Consider the following 16,732-nt stretch of genomic DNA (forward strand, 5'->3'; position numbering starts at 1 on the left):
GGTGTGTACTTATAAGGTCGTCGCTAAGTGCTATGGACCCGTAATCACAGAACGGCGATGCAAGAAGAAAGTAACGGGTTTGGACGTTGCCAATACTTTGCCTTGTGAATCTACGAGTTTAAGGGTGACATTGTGCTCACCGCGGTCAACATCTCGCATCACAAATAGTGTGGATGTTTGCGCTTGCCCATGAGCTTGGCCATCTAAAAATAGCTGCACTTTATGGCCTTGCAAAAAGCGCGGTTTAATCATTCCAGATACATGCACTGAGCCTGTGTTATCACGAATGGTTTCTTCTTGAGTTGGGGAAGTAACTGAAATTGTGAATTTGGTTGCCTCTAACTCATCATCAGCTTCGTTGAGGATGCTAGTATCCGTGCTTGGCATGTCCATTACTGGAGAGTTCAGCGTGACTTTCTCTGCGCCTTTGCGCGGAGTGTCTGAGAACACTAAATTGCCTTTCTCATCCTTGTATACATAGATGTTCTTATTGGTATTTGCCGATACCGTTGATAGTACAGATACCATCATCGATAGCACCAGCAACACACTAGAAATCGTCAGCTTTATATTCACATGTATTCCTAATTTTGCATATTATTCTTATAGTTAGCTATTAATAGCGTACTAATTCCCCAGCTTTAACTGTAGTGCATTCATTTAATTTTTACCATAAAAAAAGCCTGCAGAGCAGGCTTTGAGAACACACATGATATAACTAAAAAGTAGTTATCAGGTTATACGCTGTAGTACATTTCGAACTCAACTGGGTGAGTTGTCATGTTAAGTTTTTCAACTTCTTTTGACTTCAGCGAGATATACGCGTCTATTAAGTCGTCTGTAAATACGCCGCCTTGAGTTAAAAACTCACGGTCTGCATCTAGAGAAGCTAGGGCTTCGTCTAGTGACGCTGCAACTGTTGGGATTTCAGCCGCTTCTTCTGCAGGAAGGTCGTACAAGTCTTTATCCATTGCATCGCCAGGGTGGATCTTGTTCTTAATACCGTCAAGGCCAGCCATAAGCATTGCAGAGAATGCTAGGTATGGGTTAGCTGTTGGGTCAGGGAAACGCACTTCGATACGACGCGCTTTCTCTGAAGGAACCACTGGAATACGGATTGATGCTGAACGGTTACGTGCTGAGTAAGCAAGCATTACCGGCGCTTCGAAGCCAGGTACTAGACGCTTGTATGAGTTAGTAGACGCGTTAGCGAATGCGTTGATTGCTTTAGCGTGTTTGATGATACCACCGATGTAGTAAAGCGCTTCTTCAGAAAGGCCGCCGTACTTGTCACCAGCAAAAAGGTTTTTGCCATCTTTAGCTAGTGATTGGTGACAGTGCATACCAGAACCGTTGTCGCCTACGATTGGCTTAGGCATGAACGTTGCTGTTTTGCCATAAGCGTGAGCCATGTTGTGAACAACATACTTAAGCTCTTGGATTTCGTCCGCCTTCAATACCATAGTGTTGAAGCGAGTCGCGATTTCGTTCTGACCAGCAGTTGCTACTTCGTGGTGGTGAGCTTCAACAACTTGACCCATTTCTTCTAGAACTAGGCAAGTCGCGCTACGCCAATCTTGTGATGAATCAACAGGAGCAACTGGGAAGTAACCACCTTTAACACCTGGACGGTGACCTGTGTTACCACCTTCGTAATCTTTGTCAGAGTTCCAACATGCTTCTTCAGCATCGATTTTGTACATTGAACCAGACATGTCTGATTTGTATTTAACATCGTCAAATAGGAAGAACTCTGGCTCTGGACCGAAAAGAATAGTATCAGCGATACCTGTAGAGCGCATATACTCTTCAGCACGCTTAGCAACAGAGCGAGGGTCACGCTCATAACCTTGTAGAGTTGAAGGCTCAACGACGTCACAACGAACGATAAGCGTTGTTTCTTCTGCGAATGGGTCAAGTTTTGCACTTTCTGGATCAGGCATTAGCACCATGTCTGATTCGTTGATGCCTTTCCAACCTGCGATTGAAGAACCATCGAACATTTTGCCGTCTTCGAAGAAGTCTTCGTCAGCTTGGTGATGAGGAATAGAAACGTGCTGTTCTTTACCTTTAGTGTCGGTAAAACGAAGATCTACGAACTTAACGTCATTTTCTTTAATAAAAGTTAAAACCGATTGTGACATGTGTCCTCCAACATAGGGATTTTTGTGTGCTGCATATTACTGCATTTGTGCACTAGTAAGCGCAAATCGTGCCAACTTTGTAAGTGACTATTGTGTATATGGTTTTTTGCACATACCGAATTTCAAATAAGGTTTTTGCACTTATTTGGTGCGCAATTGCTTCATTGTAGTGCAGATATTTTAAATTGCGATGACAGCTAAGGAATATAAATTTACCTAATTTAAAAAGAGCTTAAAAAAATAGTTTGTGTCTATTTTTTAATCAGTTAGGTGTAGCCAACTCAGATAAGTGCAATATAGTAGTAAAAATAATGTTGGATAAACTTTCATCTAGTGGCGTTATAAGGGATAATACGCGCCCTTTTAAACCCAACGCTGGTAGCAGTTTGCTGGGCGTGGATCATCTAGGAACAATGAGGCTTGCCTCCAAAGTAGATATATGAGCATCGAAAAGTTAAGAAATATCGCGATCATCGCGCACGTTGACCATGGTAAAACGACTCTGGTTGATAAATTGCTTGAGCAATCGGGCACACTGCAAACTCGCGGTGGTAACGAAGAGCGAGTGATGGATTCTAACGACATTGAAAAAGAGCGTGGAATTACCATCTTAGCTAAAAACACGGCAATCAACTGGAAAGATTACCACATCAACATCGTAGATACTCCGGGACACGCTGACTTCGGTGGTGAAGTAGAACGTGTTCTTTCGATGGCTGACTCAGTACTTCTGCTTGTAGATGCTCAAGAAGGCCCAATGCCACAAACTCGTTTCGTAACGCAAAAAGCGTTCGCGCAGGGTTTGAAGCCAATCGTTGTTATCAACAAAATTGACAAGCCAGGTGCACGTCCTGACTGGGTAATGGACCAAGTGTTCGACCTATTCGACAACCTAGGTGCAACAGACGAACAGTTAGATTTTAAAGTGATCTACGCGTCAGCTATCAATGGTTGGGCGACATTAGATTTAGATGAGCCTTCAGACACAATGGAACCAATGTTTGAAGCGATCATCAACGAAGTCGAAGCGCCAGACGCGGACCCTGAAGGTCCATTGCAAATGCAAGTTTCTCAGCTTGATTACAACTCATACGTAGGTGTTATCGGTGTTGGTCGTATCAAGCGTGGTACGGTTAAAGTGAACCAACAGGTAACCGTTATCGGTGCCGATGGTAAAACGCGCAACGGTAAAGTTGGCCAAGTTCTGACTTACCTAGGTCTTGATCGTCACGAAGCACAAGAAGCAACTGCGGGTGACATTATTGCCATTACCGGTCTTGGTGAGCTGAAAATCTCTGACACTATCTGTGATGTAAATACTGTTGAAGCACTTCCGCCGTTAAGCGTTGATGAGCCAACTGTTACCATGACTTTCTCAGTAAACACGTCACCGTTTGCTGGCCAAGAAGGTAAATACGTAACATCACGTAATATCCGTGAGCGTCTTGATGCTGAGCTGGTACACAACGTAGCACTTCGCGTAGAAGACACTGACAACCCTGATAGCTTCCGTGTATCAGGTCGTGGTGAATTGCACTTAGGCGTATTAATTGAAAACATGCGTCGTGAAGGCTATGAGCTTGCAGTATCACGCCCAGAAGTAATTCTTCGCGAAGTTGACGGTGAACTACAAGAACCGTACGAAACAGTAACGATTGACTGTGAAGACGAGCACCAAGGCTCAATCATGGAACAGCTTGGTTTGCGTAAAGCAGAAATGACTGACATGTCTCCAGATGGCAAAGGTCGTATCCGCATGGACTTCATGGTTCCTAGCCGTGGTCTTATCGGTTTCCAAACTGAGTTCATGACACTGACTTCAGGTTCTGGTTTGATGTACCACACGTTTGATCACTACGGTCCTCACAAAGGCGGTAAGATTGGTCAGCGTAAGAACGGTGTATTGATTGCGAACGCGCAAGGTAAAGCACTGACTAACGCACTATTCAACCTACAAGACCGTGGTAAGTTATTTATCGGTCACGGTGTTGAAGTGTACGAAGGTATGGTTATCGGTATTCACAGCCGTGATAACGACCTTACTGTTAATGCGCTTAAAGGTAAGCAGTTAACAAACGTACGTGCATCAGGTACTGACGAAGCACAAACACTTGTTCCACCTATTAAGATGACGCTTGAGCAAGCGCTTGAGTTTATCGACGATGACGAACTAGTAGAAGTAACACCTGAAAGCATCCGTATTCGCAAGAAGCTATTGACTGAAAGTGATCGTAAGCGCGCATCACGTGAAAGCAAAAAGAGCTAATTACAGCGAATGACAAAAAGCCCGCTATCAAGCGGGCTTTTTTGTGCGTGACCTTAACCGTCTCTACCGTCAATTCTTGGGCGAAAGACAATACCCGCGTAGCGGACCACATAGCAGCCATACGCTATACTCCACAACAACGCAGAAGCCATAATGAATGTCTGATAATACGCGCTCAAAGCAGGAGCTAGCAGGCGTATAACAAGTGTCACAAGCATTATCGCGAATGCCACTGTCATCATCGGGCCGACTTTTATCATACGGCCAGTATGCCCAAGCGATACTCTTGAAATCATAGCCAGCACCATCATGCCAATACCGCCGACGGTTATCGCGTGATAGGCCATTGAAACTGAACTGAGCAGTGCCAGATAATATAAACCGAGTAACACCAAACCGATACAAATAGCCCAATAGCTCACGTGCAGCGGCCACACCAGTGCACAGCCAAAGGTGACCCAAATACGCCAACGAACAGCGCGAATAAAGTTAATGACTCCAGCAAAGATAAATACACAGCCTGTCACGTTATCGTTTAACGATTGGGGAGAAATCGTCAGCAAAATGCAGGCGAGCACACTGATAATTGCGGTTCTATCTAGCCATGAAATATTAGTAACGCGGGGTGTTTGTGTGCCGTTGGCCGTAAACATAGGGAACACACGCCCGCCCATAATCACCATCACTAACGTGATCATCATGACCATAATATGGCTGATGCTAATGAAATTCATATCGAGGTGGTTAAATCTGGCTGCATACATCAGAGCATTCAAGCAAGCCATCGCCAGCAAGATAGGGACGAAGAAGAGATTGCGCCACAAACGTGCCTTAATAATGGGTAAGCTTAAACACAGTGCTGCTAGCGGCAAATAAGCCAAGTCGAGGGTGACAATAATTGCGTTCGGTATTGTGCTTGGCAATGCAAGTAATAGTCGCGCACTGAGCCACAGCGCCACAAGCAACGCGAGCGGTTTACCTTTAACGCTGGGAACACCACTCCATGTTTGTACTGCCGTCAGCAAAAAGCCAGTAATGATGGCAACGGCGAACCCAAAGAGCATTTCATGTACATGCCAAAAGTAGCTTCCGCCAAGCGGGTTGAAGGGCAAATTTCCAGTAAAAGACAGCGCCCATATTGGCACGCTCAGCGCGCTAAATAATGCGCCTAGCCAAAATAATGGCCGAAAAGCCATGCGCATAATTGGCCAACCACGCGCTTGCTCACTGGGCTCTGCTATTTGCCCACTAGGGAGTAATATTGCCATACACACCTCTACCTATTTTATAATCTATTCAGACGCTTAGCTTTGCTGTATGTGCAAAAGCTGCATGAGCGCGGGCTGTTCTTGCTCATTGATTAAATCCGCCAGTGTAAAACCATCTAAATGAGCGAAAAAACATTCCATAGCCTGTGCGAGGATCCCTTTGAGCTGGCAAGCAGGAGTGATCACACAGTGATTATCTTCGCCAAAACATTCCACCAATGTTGAATGTTGCTCGTTCAGGCGAACAATTTCCCCAAGATTGATACTGTTTGCGGGCCGACTTAGGCGAATGCCACCGTTTTTACCGCGAATGGCATCTAGATAGCCTTTGGCACTGAGCTCTTGCACCACTTTCATTAAATGGTTTTTAGAAATGTCGTAGCGGTTGGCAATATCCTTGATGGTGACCAATTTGCCTTGATGCAGCGCAGCGTATATGAGGACTCGCAAAGCGTAATCGGTAAAGCGGGTAATATTCATAGCAACACATCATGAAATAAAGATGTATATAAAATACATCTTTATAGGGTGGGAGTAAATGCTGCAATAACTACAAACGCTTTAAGTTATTATCATATTGATTTAGAACAAATAAAAAGGGAGCCTTAGCTCCCTAGAATACGTGTGTCAGCAATTTAGCCTTGATTCATCTGCTCGATAAAGCGGTTGGAATCAGCGATTGACCTATTCATGTCATCAATCAGCACTTTAATATCGCGTTGCAGGTTAGCAAATTCACCCTTGATAGCAGCAATGGCTTGCGCGTTAAGGTTGTGCTTCAAATACAATACATTGTCTTGTAAAGACTCTAAAACAGGCTGCATTTTCGCTTCACTGGCGCGCATTGAGCGCAGTAGTTGATCAAACTGACGTTGTGTTGCACGCAGCTTTTTTGCACTTTCACGCTTTAAGGAAGCGCTTTGATACTCTTCTAACTCATCGGCCCATTCTTCAAATAGAGCTTCTGCCACATCTTCAACCTTGTTGATGTTAGAAGTGACATCCTCAGCTGCTGCGAGGCTTGACTCGTAATCGTCATTGAGTTGCTCATAGGCGTCTTGTAAGTCACCGCCATCAAAGTTAATCAAGGTGCTTAAGCGCTCAAGTGCAGATTGAAACTCTTCTTGAGATTCTTCTTGTGACTCTTTAGTCTCTTCCACGCGGTCGACCAAAATGTCGCGTTTATGTACGCCAACTGATTCCATCGCCGAGTAGTAAGCAGATTGGCACGCAGTGAGCGACATAAATACCGCAGCCAGAGTGAGCTTTTTAATCATCATGATTTCCTGTCTCGAAAGTTGATACTGTAAATTATGTGGCTGATTGCTATGATAAGCAAAAGATTTTTATTTTTGAGTTAGTAATGAAGTGGGATAGTGGCAAAATAAAAACCACCATGATGATTTGGCTTAAGTCGCAGCCGCGCTGGTGGCGCTACTTTGTGACTCGGTGTGCAGAAGATAATATCACGGTCAATGCAGGCTATCTTGCCTATGTGACCTTGCTGTCTTTGGTGCCTCTTATCGCTGTGGGTGTCGCCATATTTTCAGCGTTTCCGGGCTTTGAAGATACCCGTGTTGCCATTGAAGAGTTTTTGTTTACCAATCTGTTGCCTACGTCCTCTGATGTACTACAAGAGCATATCGGGGCATTCACTGGCAATGCTAATAAGATGACCGCTGTGGGGGTTAGCTTTCTAGCGGTCGTGGCGCTGTTTTTGATCCGTAATATCGACGCGACCCTCAATCGTATTTGGCGGATTAAGCAAAAACGCCCCGGCATAATCTCCTTTGCTATTTATTGGATGGTGTTGAGTTTAGGTCCTGTTTTATTGGGACTCAGTATTGGTGCCACCTCCTACATAGTCACCTTGGTGTCATTTGCCGACGAGGGCATACCAGGGTTTAGTGGCTTTGTGCTGAAGACGCTTCCCTATGTGATTTCCACAGTCGGCTTTTTGATGCTCTATACTTTAGTGCCTAATACACGAGTGCCGTTAAAAGCGGCGCTGCCTGGGGCTGTGTTTGCAGCTTTGCTATTTGAGTTAACTAAGAAGGCGTTTGCGGCATATATCAGCCATTTCCCTTCATATGAGGTGATTTACGGTGCTTTAGCAACAATTCCTATTCTATTTGTGTGGGTTTATTTGTCGTGGATTGTTGTGCTGTTAGGGGCCGAATTTACCGTATGTATCAGTGTCAGTAAGCCACCCATTGACGATATCGTCAAAGAGGAGGTCGCCAACAAGGAGTAACTATGTCTCTGAGTTATCCAATTTCACACCCCAATAAGGTGTACCATCTTGCGGTAGGGCAAGGTCATCAATTGGAAATCGAAGAGCATGGCAACCCTGACGGACTGCCAGTGATTATATGTCACGGTGGTCCAGGTGCTGGGCTTAGTCGCTTTGAATGTGGCCACTTCAATCCCCAGCACTATCGTATCTTACTCTACAGTCAGCGAGGATGTGGTAACTCCACACCACATAGTTGTAACAACAACACCTTGGATTTACTCATCCACGATTTAGAGGCGATCAGAGCACATCTGGGTATTGAGCGCTGGGTGCTGTGTGGCGAGTCTTTCGGAGCTACGTTAGTGCTATGTTACGCCTTGCGTTACCAACAACGGGTTGCTGCCTTAATGCTGTGGGCTACATTTTTGGCTAGCGCTCAAGACAGTTACTGGTATTTAGGTCGAAATGGTGCTGGTGCGCAGTTTTACCCCGAGCAATATCAGCAATTCAATCCGCAACTACTGAATGTTAGTGAGCTCATTGAGAGCTACCGTCAGCGCTTATTTTGTGGCAATGAACTGACCAATATTGACGCCGCAAAAACGTGGTGCGCATGGGAAGACATCCTGAGCCAAGAGCGGGCCACTGATTTTAAACTCAAGGCGACTGCCTCACGTGTGCAGCGCGCACAATTACAGGTTCATTATTTTTACCATCAGTTTTTCATCGAAGATAATTACCTGATGAGTCACGCTCACAAGCTGACACATATCCCTATTTGGATGGTACATGGTCGCCATGATTTAGTGAGCGCTTTTGCTCGAGCACAGGCGTTGGCGACTAAGCTCAACGCCCATTTAGATAGTGTTGACGGGCTTGGTCACTCGCTAGCTAATGAGGTATATTGCCAAGCCCAGTGTCGGGCTACCGACCATATGTTTCTGAAATTAAAGAGGCTCCAGTGCAAGGGTTAATACAGCGAGTAAGTAACGCTAAAGTAGAAGTTAATGGCGAGATTGTGGGAGAAATTGGCAAAGGCATTTTATTACTCTTGGGAGTGGAAAAAGCAGATAACGAACTGCTCGCAGAGAAGTTACTACATAAAGTCACTCACTATCGCATTTTCACCGACGAACAGGGAAAAATGAATCAAAGTTTGCGTGATATCGGAGCCGAGCTGCTGGTGGTGTCACAGTTTACTCTTGCTGCGGATACCAAAAAGGGCATGCGTCCGAGTTTCTCAAGCGCGGCTACTCCAGAGCAAGCCACTCATTTATATGAATACTTTGTAATGAAGGCCAAAGAGTCAGGGGTGAGCGTCGCAACAGGGCAGTTTGCAGCCGATATGCAAGTGAGTTTGGTGAATGATGGCCCAGTCACCTTTAACTTAAGTGTTTAAGGTGAAATAAACACTAGGCGATTGGCATAGCCTTTAACATCGACGATGTTCGGTGTTTTACCAAAGCAGGTGATAAGAATATGAGTGAGCTGTTGCAGTTGTGACTCATGCTCAGCCAAGAAGTTTATAAATATGTGGCCATCATGATTCAGTGCGTGACGAATTTTGTCGTAAAAGCTGTGTTTATATAAAAACATGGGGGCGTCGAGCTCACTGAATAAGTCCACAATGATCCAGTCGAATTTTCCGGACTCTATTAGGGCTTCTTCAGCGTCACCTTTGCGCAAGCTAGTATCGTGCTGACCGCCAAAGTAACGTTTGTAGCAATGAATAATATCGGCATTACGCTCTACCGTGATCAGTTCAGTATCAGGGTAAGTATGATGCAAATAATTGCGAATGGCTCCACCGCCCAAACCGAGTTCAAGCACCCGTTTAGGTGGTGTAAGTGTTTGCCAATACTGAGCAAATATTTGTAAATGCGGAAACAATAAGTGATTAGGCCGGCTACGTTCGATAATAGACTGAAGGGTCTGATTTATCAGTAGCCAGCGAAATTGTTTATGTTGGCGTACTTGAATACTGTTCCCGCCGAAGCGATGCCAATATAAAAGTTGTCCGATGTTCGCGCAGTCTGCAACGAAGTGTTCGGATACAGCGCCACTGTGCTCGATTACTGTTTCCATATCAACAGCATAGACACGGTGTGGAAAATTGCCTAATTGTGCACATATTTTTACGTAAAATTAGCTGTTGTGCTTTGGTGTTATTTGCGCACGCTGGGAAATCTTGTAAGGTGGGCAAAAAGAATAAAGGGAGTCAGTATGTTCCAAGTAACAACCCCGCAAAGCAGTGATGATTGGCAAGCTTATTATGCACTGCGTTGGCAAGTATTAAGAGCTCCTTGGGATCAGCCTCGAGGCAGTGAGCAAGATGATTTAGAGCAAGAGTCTGAACATCGATTTATCAAGAACAATGCAGGTGAAGTGTTGGCGGTTGCGCGTTTGCACTTCAATAACTCGCAGCAAGCACAAGTGCGTTATATGGCTGTGGGAGAGGCGCATAGAGGCCAGCATCTTGGTAGTCGTCTGTTGCACGAGCTTGAAAAAATCGCGTGGAATCAAAATGCGGATGAACTGGTGTTATTCGCCCGAGAGCGTGCACTGGAGTTTTATAAGCGCCATGGTTACGAGCTCAAAGAAAAAGCACACCTTGCTTTTGGTGATGTTCAACACTGGCGCATGGTAAAGCAGCGTCCGAGCGAGCCAGGTTGGTTCCGCCATCCAGATTGGACGCAAGTGCTACAAAATACATGGCGTGAGTCTATCCCGATTAGCGATCATATGGGCATTAAGGTGGAGTCGTATACTGACTGGGAGTTCAGTGTAGTGGCGGATCTTCAAGCTAACATCAACGTGCATAACACCATGTTTGCCGGCTCCGTCTACTCTATGGCTACGTTAGCAGGGTGGGGAGCAACTTATCTGGCAATGCGTGAAGCCGCTAAAGAGGGTGATATTGTACTGGCAAACGCTAATATTAAGTACATGAAGCCCATTAAGTCAGCGCCGAGAGCACACGTTACACAAACAGCATGTGAAGGGTGTTTTGATAAACTCGAAAGTGATGGCAAAGCAAGCTATACCGTGCCCGTAAGTATTTTCGATGGCGATGAGTTAGTCGGAGAGTTTGAAGGGCGCTTTGTGGTTGTGAGCAAATAATACTAATCAGTATAAATCTGAGCACATATTTATACATATTGATATAACCAAAGTGTGTACTTGTAGCAAAAAGCCAGCATAAAGCTGGCTTTTTCTGTGATATTAGCGCTTTTTACAGTAAATCGGTAAGTAGGATACCTACACCAAAACGTTCAATATCTTGGTTGTAATCAATCATACTTTCGCCATAACCATTGAAGTATTGGGCATAGCCACGTAGGCGACCCCATACAGGGAAAGACCAATCGAGCTGAATGGCACCACGGTTATCTGAATTTAAATTGTTACGTAGCATAAAGCTCACTTCGTGCTCACCAAAACGACGCACGCCCGTGAATTCAAAATAGCCCATATATTTATGAATATCAGGGTTATCGTCGCCTTTCGCCTCTAGTTCATCTTCTTTTTCATCTTCGGGAATGCGATACCAAGGTTTGAAACTGAATACATAGCCGTTCTGCTCCCAAATGAAATTGGCATAAATGCGATTCCACGAGCGCGAATAAGGTTGGCTGCGGCCATTAGACTGGTGCGACACACCCAATGCGACGGCAAGTTCATCGCCCCACCAGACATTCTCTTCGTCAAGATAATTTATCCAGAATATCTCAGGTTCATAGTTTGTTTCCCGAAATGGCGAAGAAATATCGTCGTTAAAGAACTGCCAATAGGACTGCAGCGTTACCGCGAAATATACCGCTTGATCAGGGTCGCTAAAGCCGTCGAATACCGGCACCTTGATAGAAAGCTGGTATTTAATTTCAAAGTTATCGAGGTTTTCACCATCACTGTCATCCGAAAGCGTATCAAGGTTGCCAAAAGGTTCTTCATTAGGATGCTTGATGTAGCTAACTGGCAGAATGTAATTGCGATTATGGGGGGTGATCACATTACGGTTTTGCTCTGTTACACGCTCACGCGCATTGCGCTTATCGATTGCCGTGATCTTTTTATTACTGTTTAGCTGAGTGCATTTTTCACGTAATTGCGCCACAGTTTGGGTGCTATCACCGGCAATAGCCTCATTTAAAATACACTGCTTAACAATATCAATTTCATCTTGCTCTACAGAGGGGTCAGCTCCTGTCTCGGTAGCCCACACGGGTGCACTCAGAGCAAACACAAGGGTAATACAACGCCAATTCATAGCATCTCAATGATTAAAAGAGGTTTGGGGTACAAACGATTATACTGATGATCACAACTTTTAGCAGCAGTTGAGTGAATTTAGGCTGAAAAAAGGGCGGCTAGGCCGCCCATAAACAGTGAGTACGACTCACTGACTCTCACGCAATCAGTTATAAATCAAAGGTGTTAGTGAAGAATTTATAGAGTTCTGTACCTTGATTCACACTTGCAGAGGCGAAGTGCAAAATAGCAATGGCATCTTGGTTGAATTTTACAGGGTGTAAGGGCTCTTCACTGAGATAGCGTTCCATGCGCAGAATGTGGGCGATGGTATCCCCTGCTTTGACATGCTCCCCTAACTTCGCTTTGTACTGCACCATGCCACCCATTGGTGCGTAGTAGGCGACATAGTCTTTTAAGTAGCAGGCGTGGCGCTGCATGACCTTTGGGGTGTAATGGGCATCTTTGAAAACGCCTTGATAATTAAGGTAGCTGAGGATGCTATTCGCATCTTCGAGAGCATCGTCTAAATCAATACGTTCCTGAGAGCCTAATTCCACGGTATATGCCTCTACTGGCACAGCAAAGTCACGACCTTGCTGCGCAAGTTGTTCTTGTAATTGCCACCATGGGCAAAATGCCGCTTCATCCATCGCACCATCAAACTCATTAGGAATGAGCAACACATGTTCGATATCAAAATATCGGGCGCTGTCACGGGCATATTCTGGTGCATACAAGTGTTTAGCGGAGATAGGGCCGGTATGTAAATCAAGCACGATATCTGCTTGATGGGCCAGCTTTTGCAGATTTAACGCAATGCGTTTACCTGTTGCAAGTTTGTGCGCGGGGCCATTTAAACGGGTATCAACCTCAGCCTCAAGAGCTGCCTTAAACTCGTGGCGCAGCTGCTCATCACTGAGGTTTGAGCTGCGTTCAGCGAACTCGCTTACTAACTCTGTATTGAAGTGATAGAGACGGTTCCAGTTTACCCCAGTGATAGGGTCAAAGCGTCCGAGTGTGAATTCACCTGACTTCTGGTTACAGCCTATTGGGTTGGCATAAGGCACGAGGGTAATATCACCACGTAAATCCAGCATTTTCAATTGCTCTAACAATTGATAGATCACCGCATTACCTTGCACTTCAGCCCCGTGCATGTTGGCTTGAATATAAACACTTTTACCGCTGCCATCGCCTTTAAGTCGATACACAGGGATGCTCAGAGGCAAGCCATTGGCAATTTCACCTACTTGAATATTTTGCTGCTCGATATGATTCATGTTGATTACCTCAAATAACTACTTGGTGAGGCGCTTTCACGTAGTAGGTGAAGTTGCTCATTGTCGATAACGTACTCTGCCGCTAGCGGATGACAAAGGAAAAACGGCATGCTTTCGGTAAACCCGTAAGCACCCGTTTGGGAGAAAACCAGCCAATCATCTTCATTAATATCGAGCGGTAAGTTATGTGTGCCCAAACTATCTAGAGCGGTGCATAATGGGCCGTGAATATTGAAAGCCTGCAATGGAGCATGGCTTTCACGCAATAGCCGGCATGGGAACGCCTGTCCTGCAACCGCAGGACGCAAAAGATGGTTGATGCCACCACTAACAATGAGTTGCTGCTCACCATAATTCTCTTTTTGTTCAACAACAGGATTAAGGTAGTAACCGCATTCGGCCACGGCGTAACGGCCTAGCTCCATCCACAACTCTTGTACACCACTTTGCTGTTTAATTTGCGCAAGGGCATTTAACACATCTTGCCATGCTAATGGCTCACTGTGCTCGTCGTAAGGCACGCCAAGTCCGCCCCCTAAATCGAGTACTTGCATGGCAAAGCCAAGCTTTTCACTAAGAGCTTGCAGCGGCGGCAACATTTGCTGCCAAAGCGAGAGCAGTTTGTCGGCGCTGAGCATATTGCCCCATTGGAAAATGTGCACGCCAATGCATTGCAGCGCAGGGTAGTCCGCTAAGTACAGACCATGCCAATGTTGGGGATCAAGTCCAAACGGGGTGAGTGAATCGCCCCCCAGAGGGTTTTTTTCACCTTTGGGCCAGCGCAACTGCACACGCAAAAGCAGCTTTAACTGCACATCATGCTCAAGCGCGGCTTCATTGAGCCAGCGAACTTGATTGAGGCTTTCAGCGACAAAAGTACGCACACCCAGCTCAATAAACTGCTTTATTTGACGGCGCGATTTTGCAGGGCCGGTATTGAGTACCTGCTGGGCAGGTACTTCTTGGGCGAGTACTTGTTGCAGTTCACCTGAACTGGCAACATCAAAGCGAAAACCACATTCAGCTAACGTACGAACAATTGCAGAAAGCGGATTTGCTTTAACTGCATACCACAAGGTAACAACATCTTGATCCATCAAGGTATTGAGGTGTGTTCGTAGTGCGTCAAGATCGTACACAAAGCATGGTTCTAATTGCTCTTGTGCAACAGTGTGCAGATGCGACAGGGTCTGCGTACTCGCCATGTGCATTAGCGTAATACCTCTTCAAGCTCTAACGATGCATCACTTTGCTCGTCACGGTATTTAACGATAAGTGCGCAGCTCATCGATAAGCCTTGTTCACGGCCCCATGCGCTTGAGCTTGGGCGAGAGCCTGGGATGACAATTGCATATTCAGGAATGGGTTCACCTTTGTCTAACTGACGCTCATTAACGCAGTCATACACCGGAATTGTTGCGCTAAGGCGTACGCCCGGTGCTAACACCGCGCCTTTTTTCACTACGACGCCTTCTACAATGATGCAGCCAGCACCGATAAACGCGTCATCTTCGATTACAACAGGGTTCGCACCGATAGGTTCAAGTACCCCACCGAGTTGCACTGCGGCGCTTAGATGAACATTTTTACCTACTTGTGCACATGAGCCCACAAGTACATGGCTATCAACCATAGTGCCTGTATCAACAAATGCGCCAATGTTTACATAGGCAGGGGGCATGATGATGGTGCCTGATGCCACGTGAGCACCGCGGCGTACCGATGTGCCGCCCGGCACCATGCGCACGTTATCAAGCGCGCTAAAGCCACGAGGAGCTAGGTTGTCTTTATCAACAAAGCCTCCGTTAAATTCGGTGTTAGTGCCGTTCTTAAACGCCTCTAAGATGCCTTGCTTAACTTCTACGTTAGCGTGCCATTGGCCTTGTTCGTCTTGTGTTGCAGCGCGTACAGCGCCAGTTTCTAAATTATTAAGTAGTTCTAACCAGCTCATGGGAAATGTTAAACCTGTGTTGAATGCCAAGATGTAATGGAATCGTGTGCGCGCAGAAGTAGTTGCATATCATCTATTTCTTGATGCGTTAATGGTGCACGAAGAGTGGGGGTGCTAATGCGGCGCAATGCATGCAGTAAGCATTTGCTTGGAATTGGATTGCTCACATGGAACAGTGCCGCAACTGCGTCTCGCCAATACATAAATGCGTTATGGCTTTGACCTTGCAGACTTAACTGCACAAAGCGGTTGGTTGCCTGTGGCCAGACATTGGCTGCAACTGACACCAAACCTGCTGCTCCAGCTTGCCCGTAATACGGTATCAGCGCGTCATCACCACTGAAAATAGCCAACTCTGGCGCAGCGGTACGATATTGTTCGAAGCTGTCGATATCGCCACTGGCTTCTTTTAGGGCCCAACAGTTTGGGTGGCTTTGTAGTTGAGCCAGCACCTCAGGAGCAAGGCTTACAGCCGCGCGTTTAGGGACGTTGTAAAGCATGCAAGGGAAGCGGCTCTCATCGAGCAAAGCGTTAAACCATTGGTGTTGTCCGCGAGGGCCCGGTTTAGCGTATAGCGGGGCTCCTAGCAGATATGCGTCGATTGCTTGCTCGTTACAAAAGGCAATCCATTGGCGCTGCTGGGCAAGGTTACACCCACCTACGCCAACCATGATAGGCACATCTAATGCCAGGGCGCAGATGTGTTCTACCACCGCCTTTTGATCGTCAATGCTCAGCGCAAGTGCTTCGCCGGTTGAGCCTAAAATAAGTAAACCATTGCCCGCGTTTTGTTGCTCATGAGCTAAGCGAGTCAAGCTGTTGAAGTCAACGCTGCCATCCTCCTGCATAGGAGTAATGAGCGCAGTCCACAGTACAATATCTGTTAACGAGTGAGTAGTTGTCATCTCATCCGAACTTAGTGCGAGTTCGAATAGCGATAAAAGAGTGGTGATTTCTCGCCACATCCGCTGATTCGAACAGGTTAAATTCGAAGAGCGAATGGACTTATACAATAACAGAGCCTGTGGCCTGTTATTCTAAGACCAGAAGCTCTCCACCAAATTCATAGCATGTATGTGCTATTGGTGACAGTCGCTGGGATTCAACCCGAGCGCCCGAGGGAGTGTTAAGCAAAATCAACTCACCTCTCGGCGTACATTCCCCTCATTATGAATCGCTGGAGCTTGCTCTCCTCATCATAATTACCTGAATGACGCACCTCTTCTAGCCCTTGCAGCCATCTGGATGGCTGACTGAATAGGGTGCTTTTTTATTCAACCACTTTCGTGCCCCTGGTGTCAATGATATCTGCCTAACAAATTTTACAATTGGATAT

16 protein-coding genes and 1 riboswitch are annotated in these 16,732 nt (G+C 45.9%); of the genes, 5 read left to right on the top strand and 11 right to left on the bottom strand.

What is annotated here, in order from left to right; genetic code table 11:
* Positions 1 to 30: 30 nt before the first annotated feature.
* Together AAEU32_RS06980 and glnA are read right to left on the bottom strand one after the other, a co-directional pair.
* Entirely contained in the window at positions 31 to 576 is a 546-nt protein-coding gene (locus tag AAEU32_RS06980; protein WP_421969815.1) for a DUF4124 domain-containing protein, read from the bottom strand.
* A gap of 161 nt (positions 577 to 737) precedes the next feature.
* The gene (gene glnA / locus AAEU32_RS06985) at positions 738 to 2,144 is read right to left on the bottom strand and encodes a glutamate--ammonia ligase (RefSeq protein ID WP_421969816.1); all 1,407 of its coding nucleotides are present in this window, start codon (positions 2,142 to 2,144) and stop codon (positions 738 to 740) included.
* Between the two features lie 439 nt (positions 2,145 to 2,583).
* Between glnA and typA the strand changes: the two genes are divergently transcribed.
* Entirely contained in the window at positions 2,584 to 4,410 is a 1,827-nt protein-coding gene (gene typA / locus AAEU32_RS06990; RefSeq protein WP_421969817.1) for a translational GTPase TypA, read from the top strand.
* Positions 4,411 to 4,463: 53 nt separating this feature from the next.
* On the opposite strand, the gene AAEU32_RS06995 is transcribed toward typA, so the two are convergent.
* The 3 genes from AAEU32_RS06995 to AAEU32_RS07005 form a co-directional block, all read right to left on the bottom strand.
* Positions 4,464 to 5,678, bottom strand: coding sequence for an NnrS family protein (locus AAEU32_RS06995; RefSeq protein WP_421969818.1), 1,215 nt, complete (start codon positions 5,676 to 5,678; stop codon positions 4,464 to 4,466).
* Positions 5,679 to 5,714: 36 nt separating this feature from the next.
* On the bottom strand, positions 5,715 to 6,158 hold the full coding sequence (locus AAEU32_RS07000; protein WP_421969819.1) for an Rrf2 family transcriptional regulator: 444 nt from the start codon (positions 6,156 to 6,158) through the stop codon (positions 5,715 to 5,717).
* Between the two features lie 155 nt (positions 6,159 to 6,313).
* Entirely contained in the window at positions 6,314 to 6,958 is a 645-nt protein-coding gene (locus AAEU32_RS07005; RefSeq protein ID WP_421969820.1) for a DUF2959 domain-containing protein, read from the bottom strand.
* Positions 6,959 to 7,074: 116 nt separating this feature from the next.
* On the opposite strand from AAEU32_RS07005, the gene AAEU32_RS07010 reads away from it, so the two are divergent.
* Genes AAEU32_RS07010 through dtd form a run of 3 tightly spaced genes read left to right on the top strand, consistent with a single transcriptional unit; the run spans position 7,075 to position 9,313 of the window.
* On the top strand, positions 7,075 to 7,932 hold the full coding sequence (locus AAEU32_RS07010) for a virulence factor BrkB family protein (protein ID WP_421970090.1): 858 nt from the start codon (positions 7,075 to 7,077) through the stop codon (positions 7,930 to 7,932).
* Positions 7,933 to 7,934: 2 nt separating this feature from the next.
* The gene (locus AAEU32_RS07015) at positions 7,935 to 8,888 is read left to right on the top strand and encodes an alpha/beta fold hydrolase (RefSeq protein WP_421969821.1); all 954 of its coding nucleotides are present in this window, start codon (positions 7,935 to 7,937) and stop codon (positions 8,886 to 8,888) included.
* Positions 8,876 to 9,313: a D-aminoacyl-tRNA deacylase gene (gene dtd / locus AAEU32_RS07020; RefSeq protein WP_421969822.1), complete on the top strand. Its 438-nt coding sequence runs from the start codon at positions 8,876 to 8,878 to the stop codon at positions 9,311 to 9,313. The genes AAEU32_RS07015 and dtd overlap by 13 nt, the downstream gene beginning before the upstream one ends.
* On the opposite strand, the gene AAEU32_RS07025 is transcribed toward dtd, so the two are convergent.
* The gene (locus tag AAEU32_RS07025) at positions 9,310 to 9,999 is read right to left on the bottom strand and encodes a spermidine synthase (RefSeq protein ID WP_421969823.1); all 690 of its coding nucleotides are present in this window, start codon (positions 9,997 to 9,999) and stop codon (positions 9,310 to 9,312) included. The genes dtd and AAEU32_RS07025 overlap by 4 nt on opposite strands.
* A gap of 138 nt (positions 10,000 to 10,137) precedes the next feature.
* Between AAEU32_RS07025 and AAEU32_RS07030 the strand changes: the two genes are divergently transcribed.
* The gene (locus AAEU32_RS07030) at positions 10,138 to 11,034 is read left to right on the top strand and encodes a bifunctional GNAT family N-acetyltransferase/hotdog fold thioesterase (protein ID WP_421969824.1); all 897 of its coding nucleotides are present in this window, start codon (positions 10,138 to 10,140) and stop codon (positions 11,032 to 11,034) included.
* A 112-nt stretch (positions 11,035 to 11,146) separates the two neighbouring features.
* Here AAEU32_RS07030 and AAEU32_RS07035 read toward each other — a convergent pair whose 3' ends face one another.
* The 5 genes from AAEU32_RS07035 to dapA all read right to left on the bottom strand — a co-directional run bounded on the left by AAEU32_RS07035 (position 11,147) and on the right by dapA (position 16,301).
* Positions 11,147 to 12,181, bottom strand: coding sequence for a phospholipase A (locus AAEU32_RS07035; RefSeq protein WP_421969825.1), 1,035 nt, complete (start codon positions 12,179 to 12,181; stop codon positions 11,147 to 11,149).
* A gap of 151 nt (positions 12,182 to 12,332) precedes the next feature.
* The gene (locus AAEU32_RS07040) at positions 12,333 to 13,445 is read right to left on the bottom strand and encodes a succinylglutamate desuccinylase/aspartoacylase family protein (RefSeq protein ID WP_421969826.1); all 1,113 of its coding nucleotides are present in this window, start codon (positions 13,443 to 13,445) and stop codon (positions 12,333 to 12,335) included.
* Positions 13,446 to 13,450: 5 nt separating this feature from the next.
* The gene (locus tag AAEU32_RS07045; RefSeq protein WP_421969827.1) at positions 13,451 to 14,656 is read right to left on the bottom strand and encodes a PLP-dependent decarboxylase; all 1,206 of its coding nucleotides are present in this window, start codon (positions 14,654 to 14,656) and stop codon (positions 13,451 to 13,453) included.
* Entirely contained in the window at positions 14,656 to 15,396 is a 741-nt protein-coding gene (locus AAEU32_RS07050) for a 2,3,4,5-tetrahydropyridine-2,6-dicarboxylate N-succinyltransferase (RefSeq protein ID WP_421969828.1), read from the bottom strand. Before AAEU32_RS07050 ends, AAEU32_RS07045 begins: the two co-directional genes overlap by 1 nt.
* A gap of 8 nt (positions 15,397 to 15,404) precedes the next feature.
* Complete coding sequence (dapA, locus tag AAEU32_RS07055; RefSeq protein ID WP_421970091.1) at positions 15,405 to 16,301, bottom strand: 4-hydroxy-tetrahydrodipicolinate synthase; 897 nt, start codon at positions 16,299 to 16,301, stop codon at positions 15,405 to 15,407.
* A gap of 134 nt (positions 16,302 to 16,435) precedes the next feature.
* Positions 16,436 to 16,628, bottom strand: a riboswitch (Lysine riboswitch).
* Positions 16,629 to 16,732: the final 104 nt, after the last annotated feature.

It is taken from the genome of Pseudoalteromonas maris (assembly GCF_049257235.1).
Classification (GTDB): domain Bacteria; phylum Pseudomonadota; class Gammaproteobacteria; order Enterobacterales; family Alteromonadaceae; genus Pseudoalteromonas.

Excerpts from the sequence above, each read along its gene's own strand:
- glnA (WP_421969816.1), bottom strand. The coding sequence starts at position 2,144 with ATGTCACAATCGGTTTTAACTTTTATTAAAGAAAATGACGTTAAGTTC.
- typA (WP_421969817.1), top strand. The coding sequence starts at position 2,584 with ATGAGCATCGAAAAGTTAAGAAATATCGCGATCATCGCGCACGTTGAC.
- AAEU32_RS06995 (WP_421969818.1), bottom strand. The coding sequence starts at position 5,678 with ATGGCAATATTACTCCCTAGTGGGCAAATAGCAGAGCCCAGTGAGCAA.
- AAEU32_RS07000 (WP_421969819.1), bottom strand. The coding sequence starts at position 6,158 with ATGAATATTACCCGCTTTACCGATTACGCTTTGCGAGTCCTCATATAC.
- AAEU32_RS07005 (WP_421969820.1), bottom strand. The coding sequence starts at position 6,958 with ATGATGATTAAAAAGCTCACTCTGGCTGCGGTATTTATGTCGCTCACT.
- AAEU32_RS07010 (WP_421970090.1), top strand. The coding sequence starts at position 7,075 with ATGATGATTTGGCTTAAGTCGCAGCCGCGCTGGTGGCGCTACTTTGTG.
- AAEU32_RS07015 (WP_421969821.1), top strand. The coding sequence starts at position 7,935 with ATGTCTCTGAGTTATCCAATTTCACACCCCAATAAGGTGTACCATCTT.
- AAEU32_RS07025 (WP_421969823.1), bottom strand. The coding sequence starts at position 9,999 with ATGGAAACAGTAATCGAGCACAGTGGCGCTGTATCCGAACACTTCGTT.
- AAEU32_RS07030 (WP_421969824.1), top strand. The coding sequence starts at position 10,138 with ATGTTCCAAGTAACAACCCCGCAAAGCAGTGATGATTGGCAAGCTTAT.
- AAEU32_RS07035 (WP_421969825.1), bottom strand. The coding sequence starts at position 12,181 with ATGAATTGGCGTTGTATTACCCTTGTGTTTGCTCTGAGTGCACCCGTG.
- AAEU32_RS07040 (WP_421969826.1), bottom strand. The coding sequence starts at position 13,445 with ATGAATCATATCGAGCAGCAAAATATTCAAGTAGGTGAAATTGCCAAT.
- AAEU32_RS07045 (WP_421969827.1), bottom strand. The coding sequence starts at position 14,656 with ATGCACATGGCGAGTACGCAGACCCTGTCGCATCTGCACACTGTTGCA.
- AAEU32_RS07050 (WP_421969828.1), bottom strand. The coding sequence starts at position 15,396 with ATGAGCTGGTTAGAACTACTTAATAATTTAGAAACTGGCGCTGTACGC.
- dapA (WP_421970091.1), bottom strand. The coding sequence starts at position 16,301 with ATGACAACTACTCACTCGTTAACAGATATTGTACTGTGGACTGCGCTC.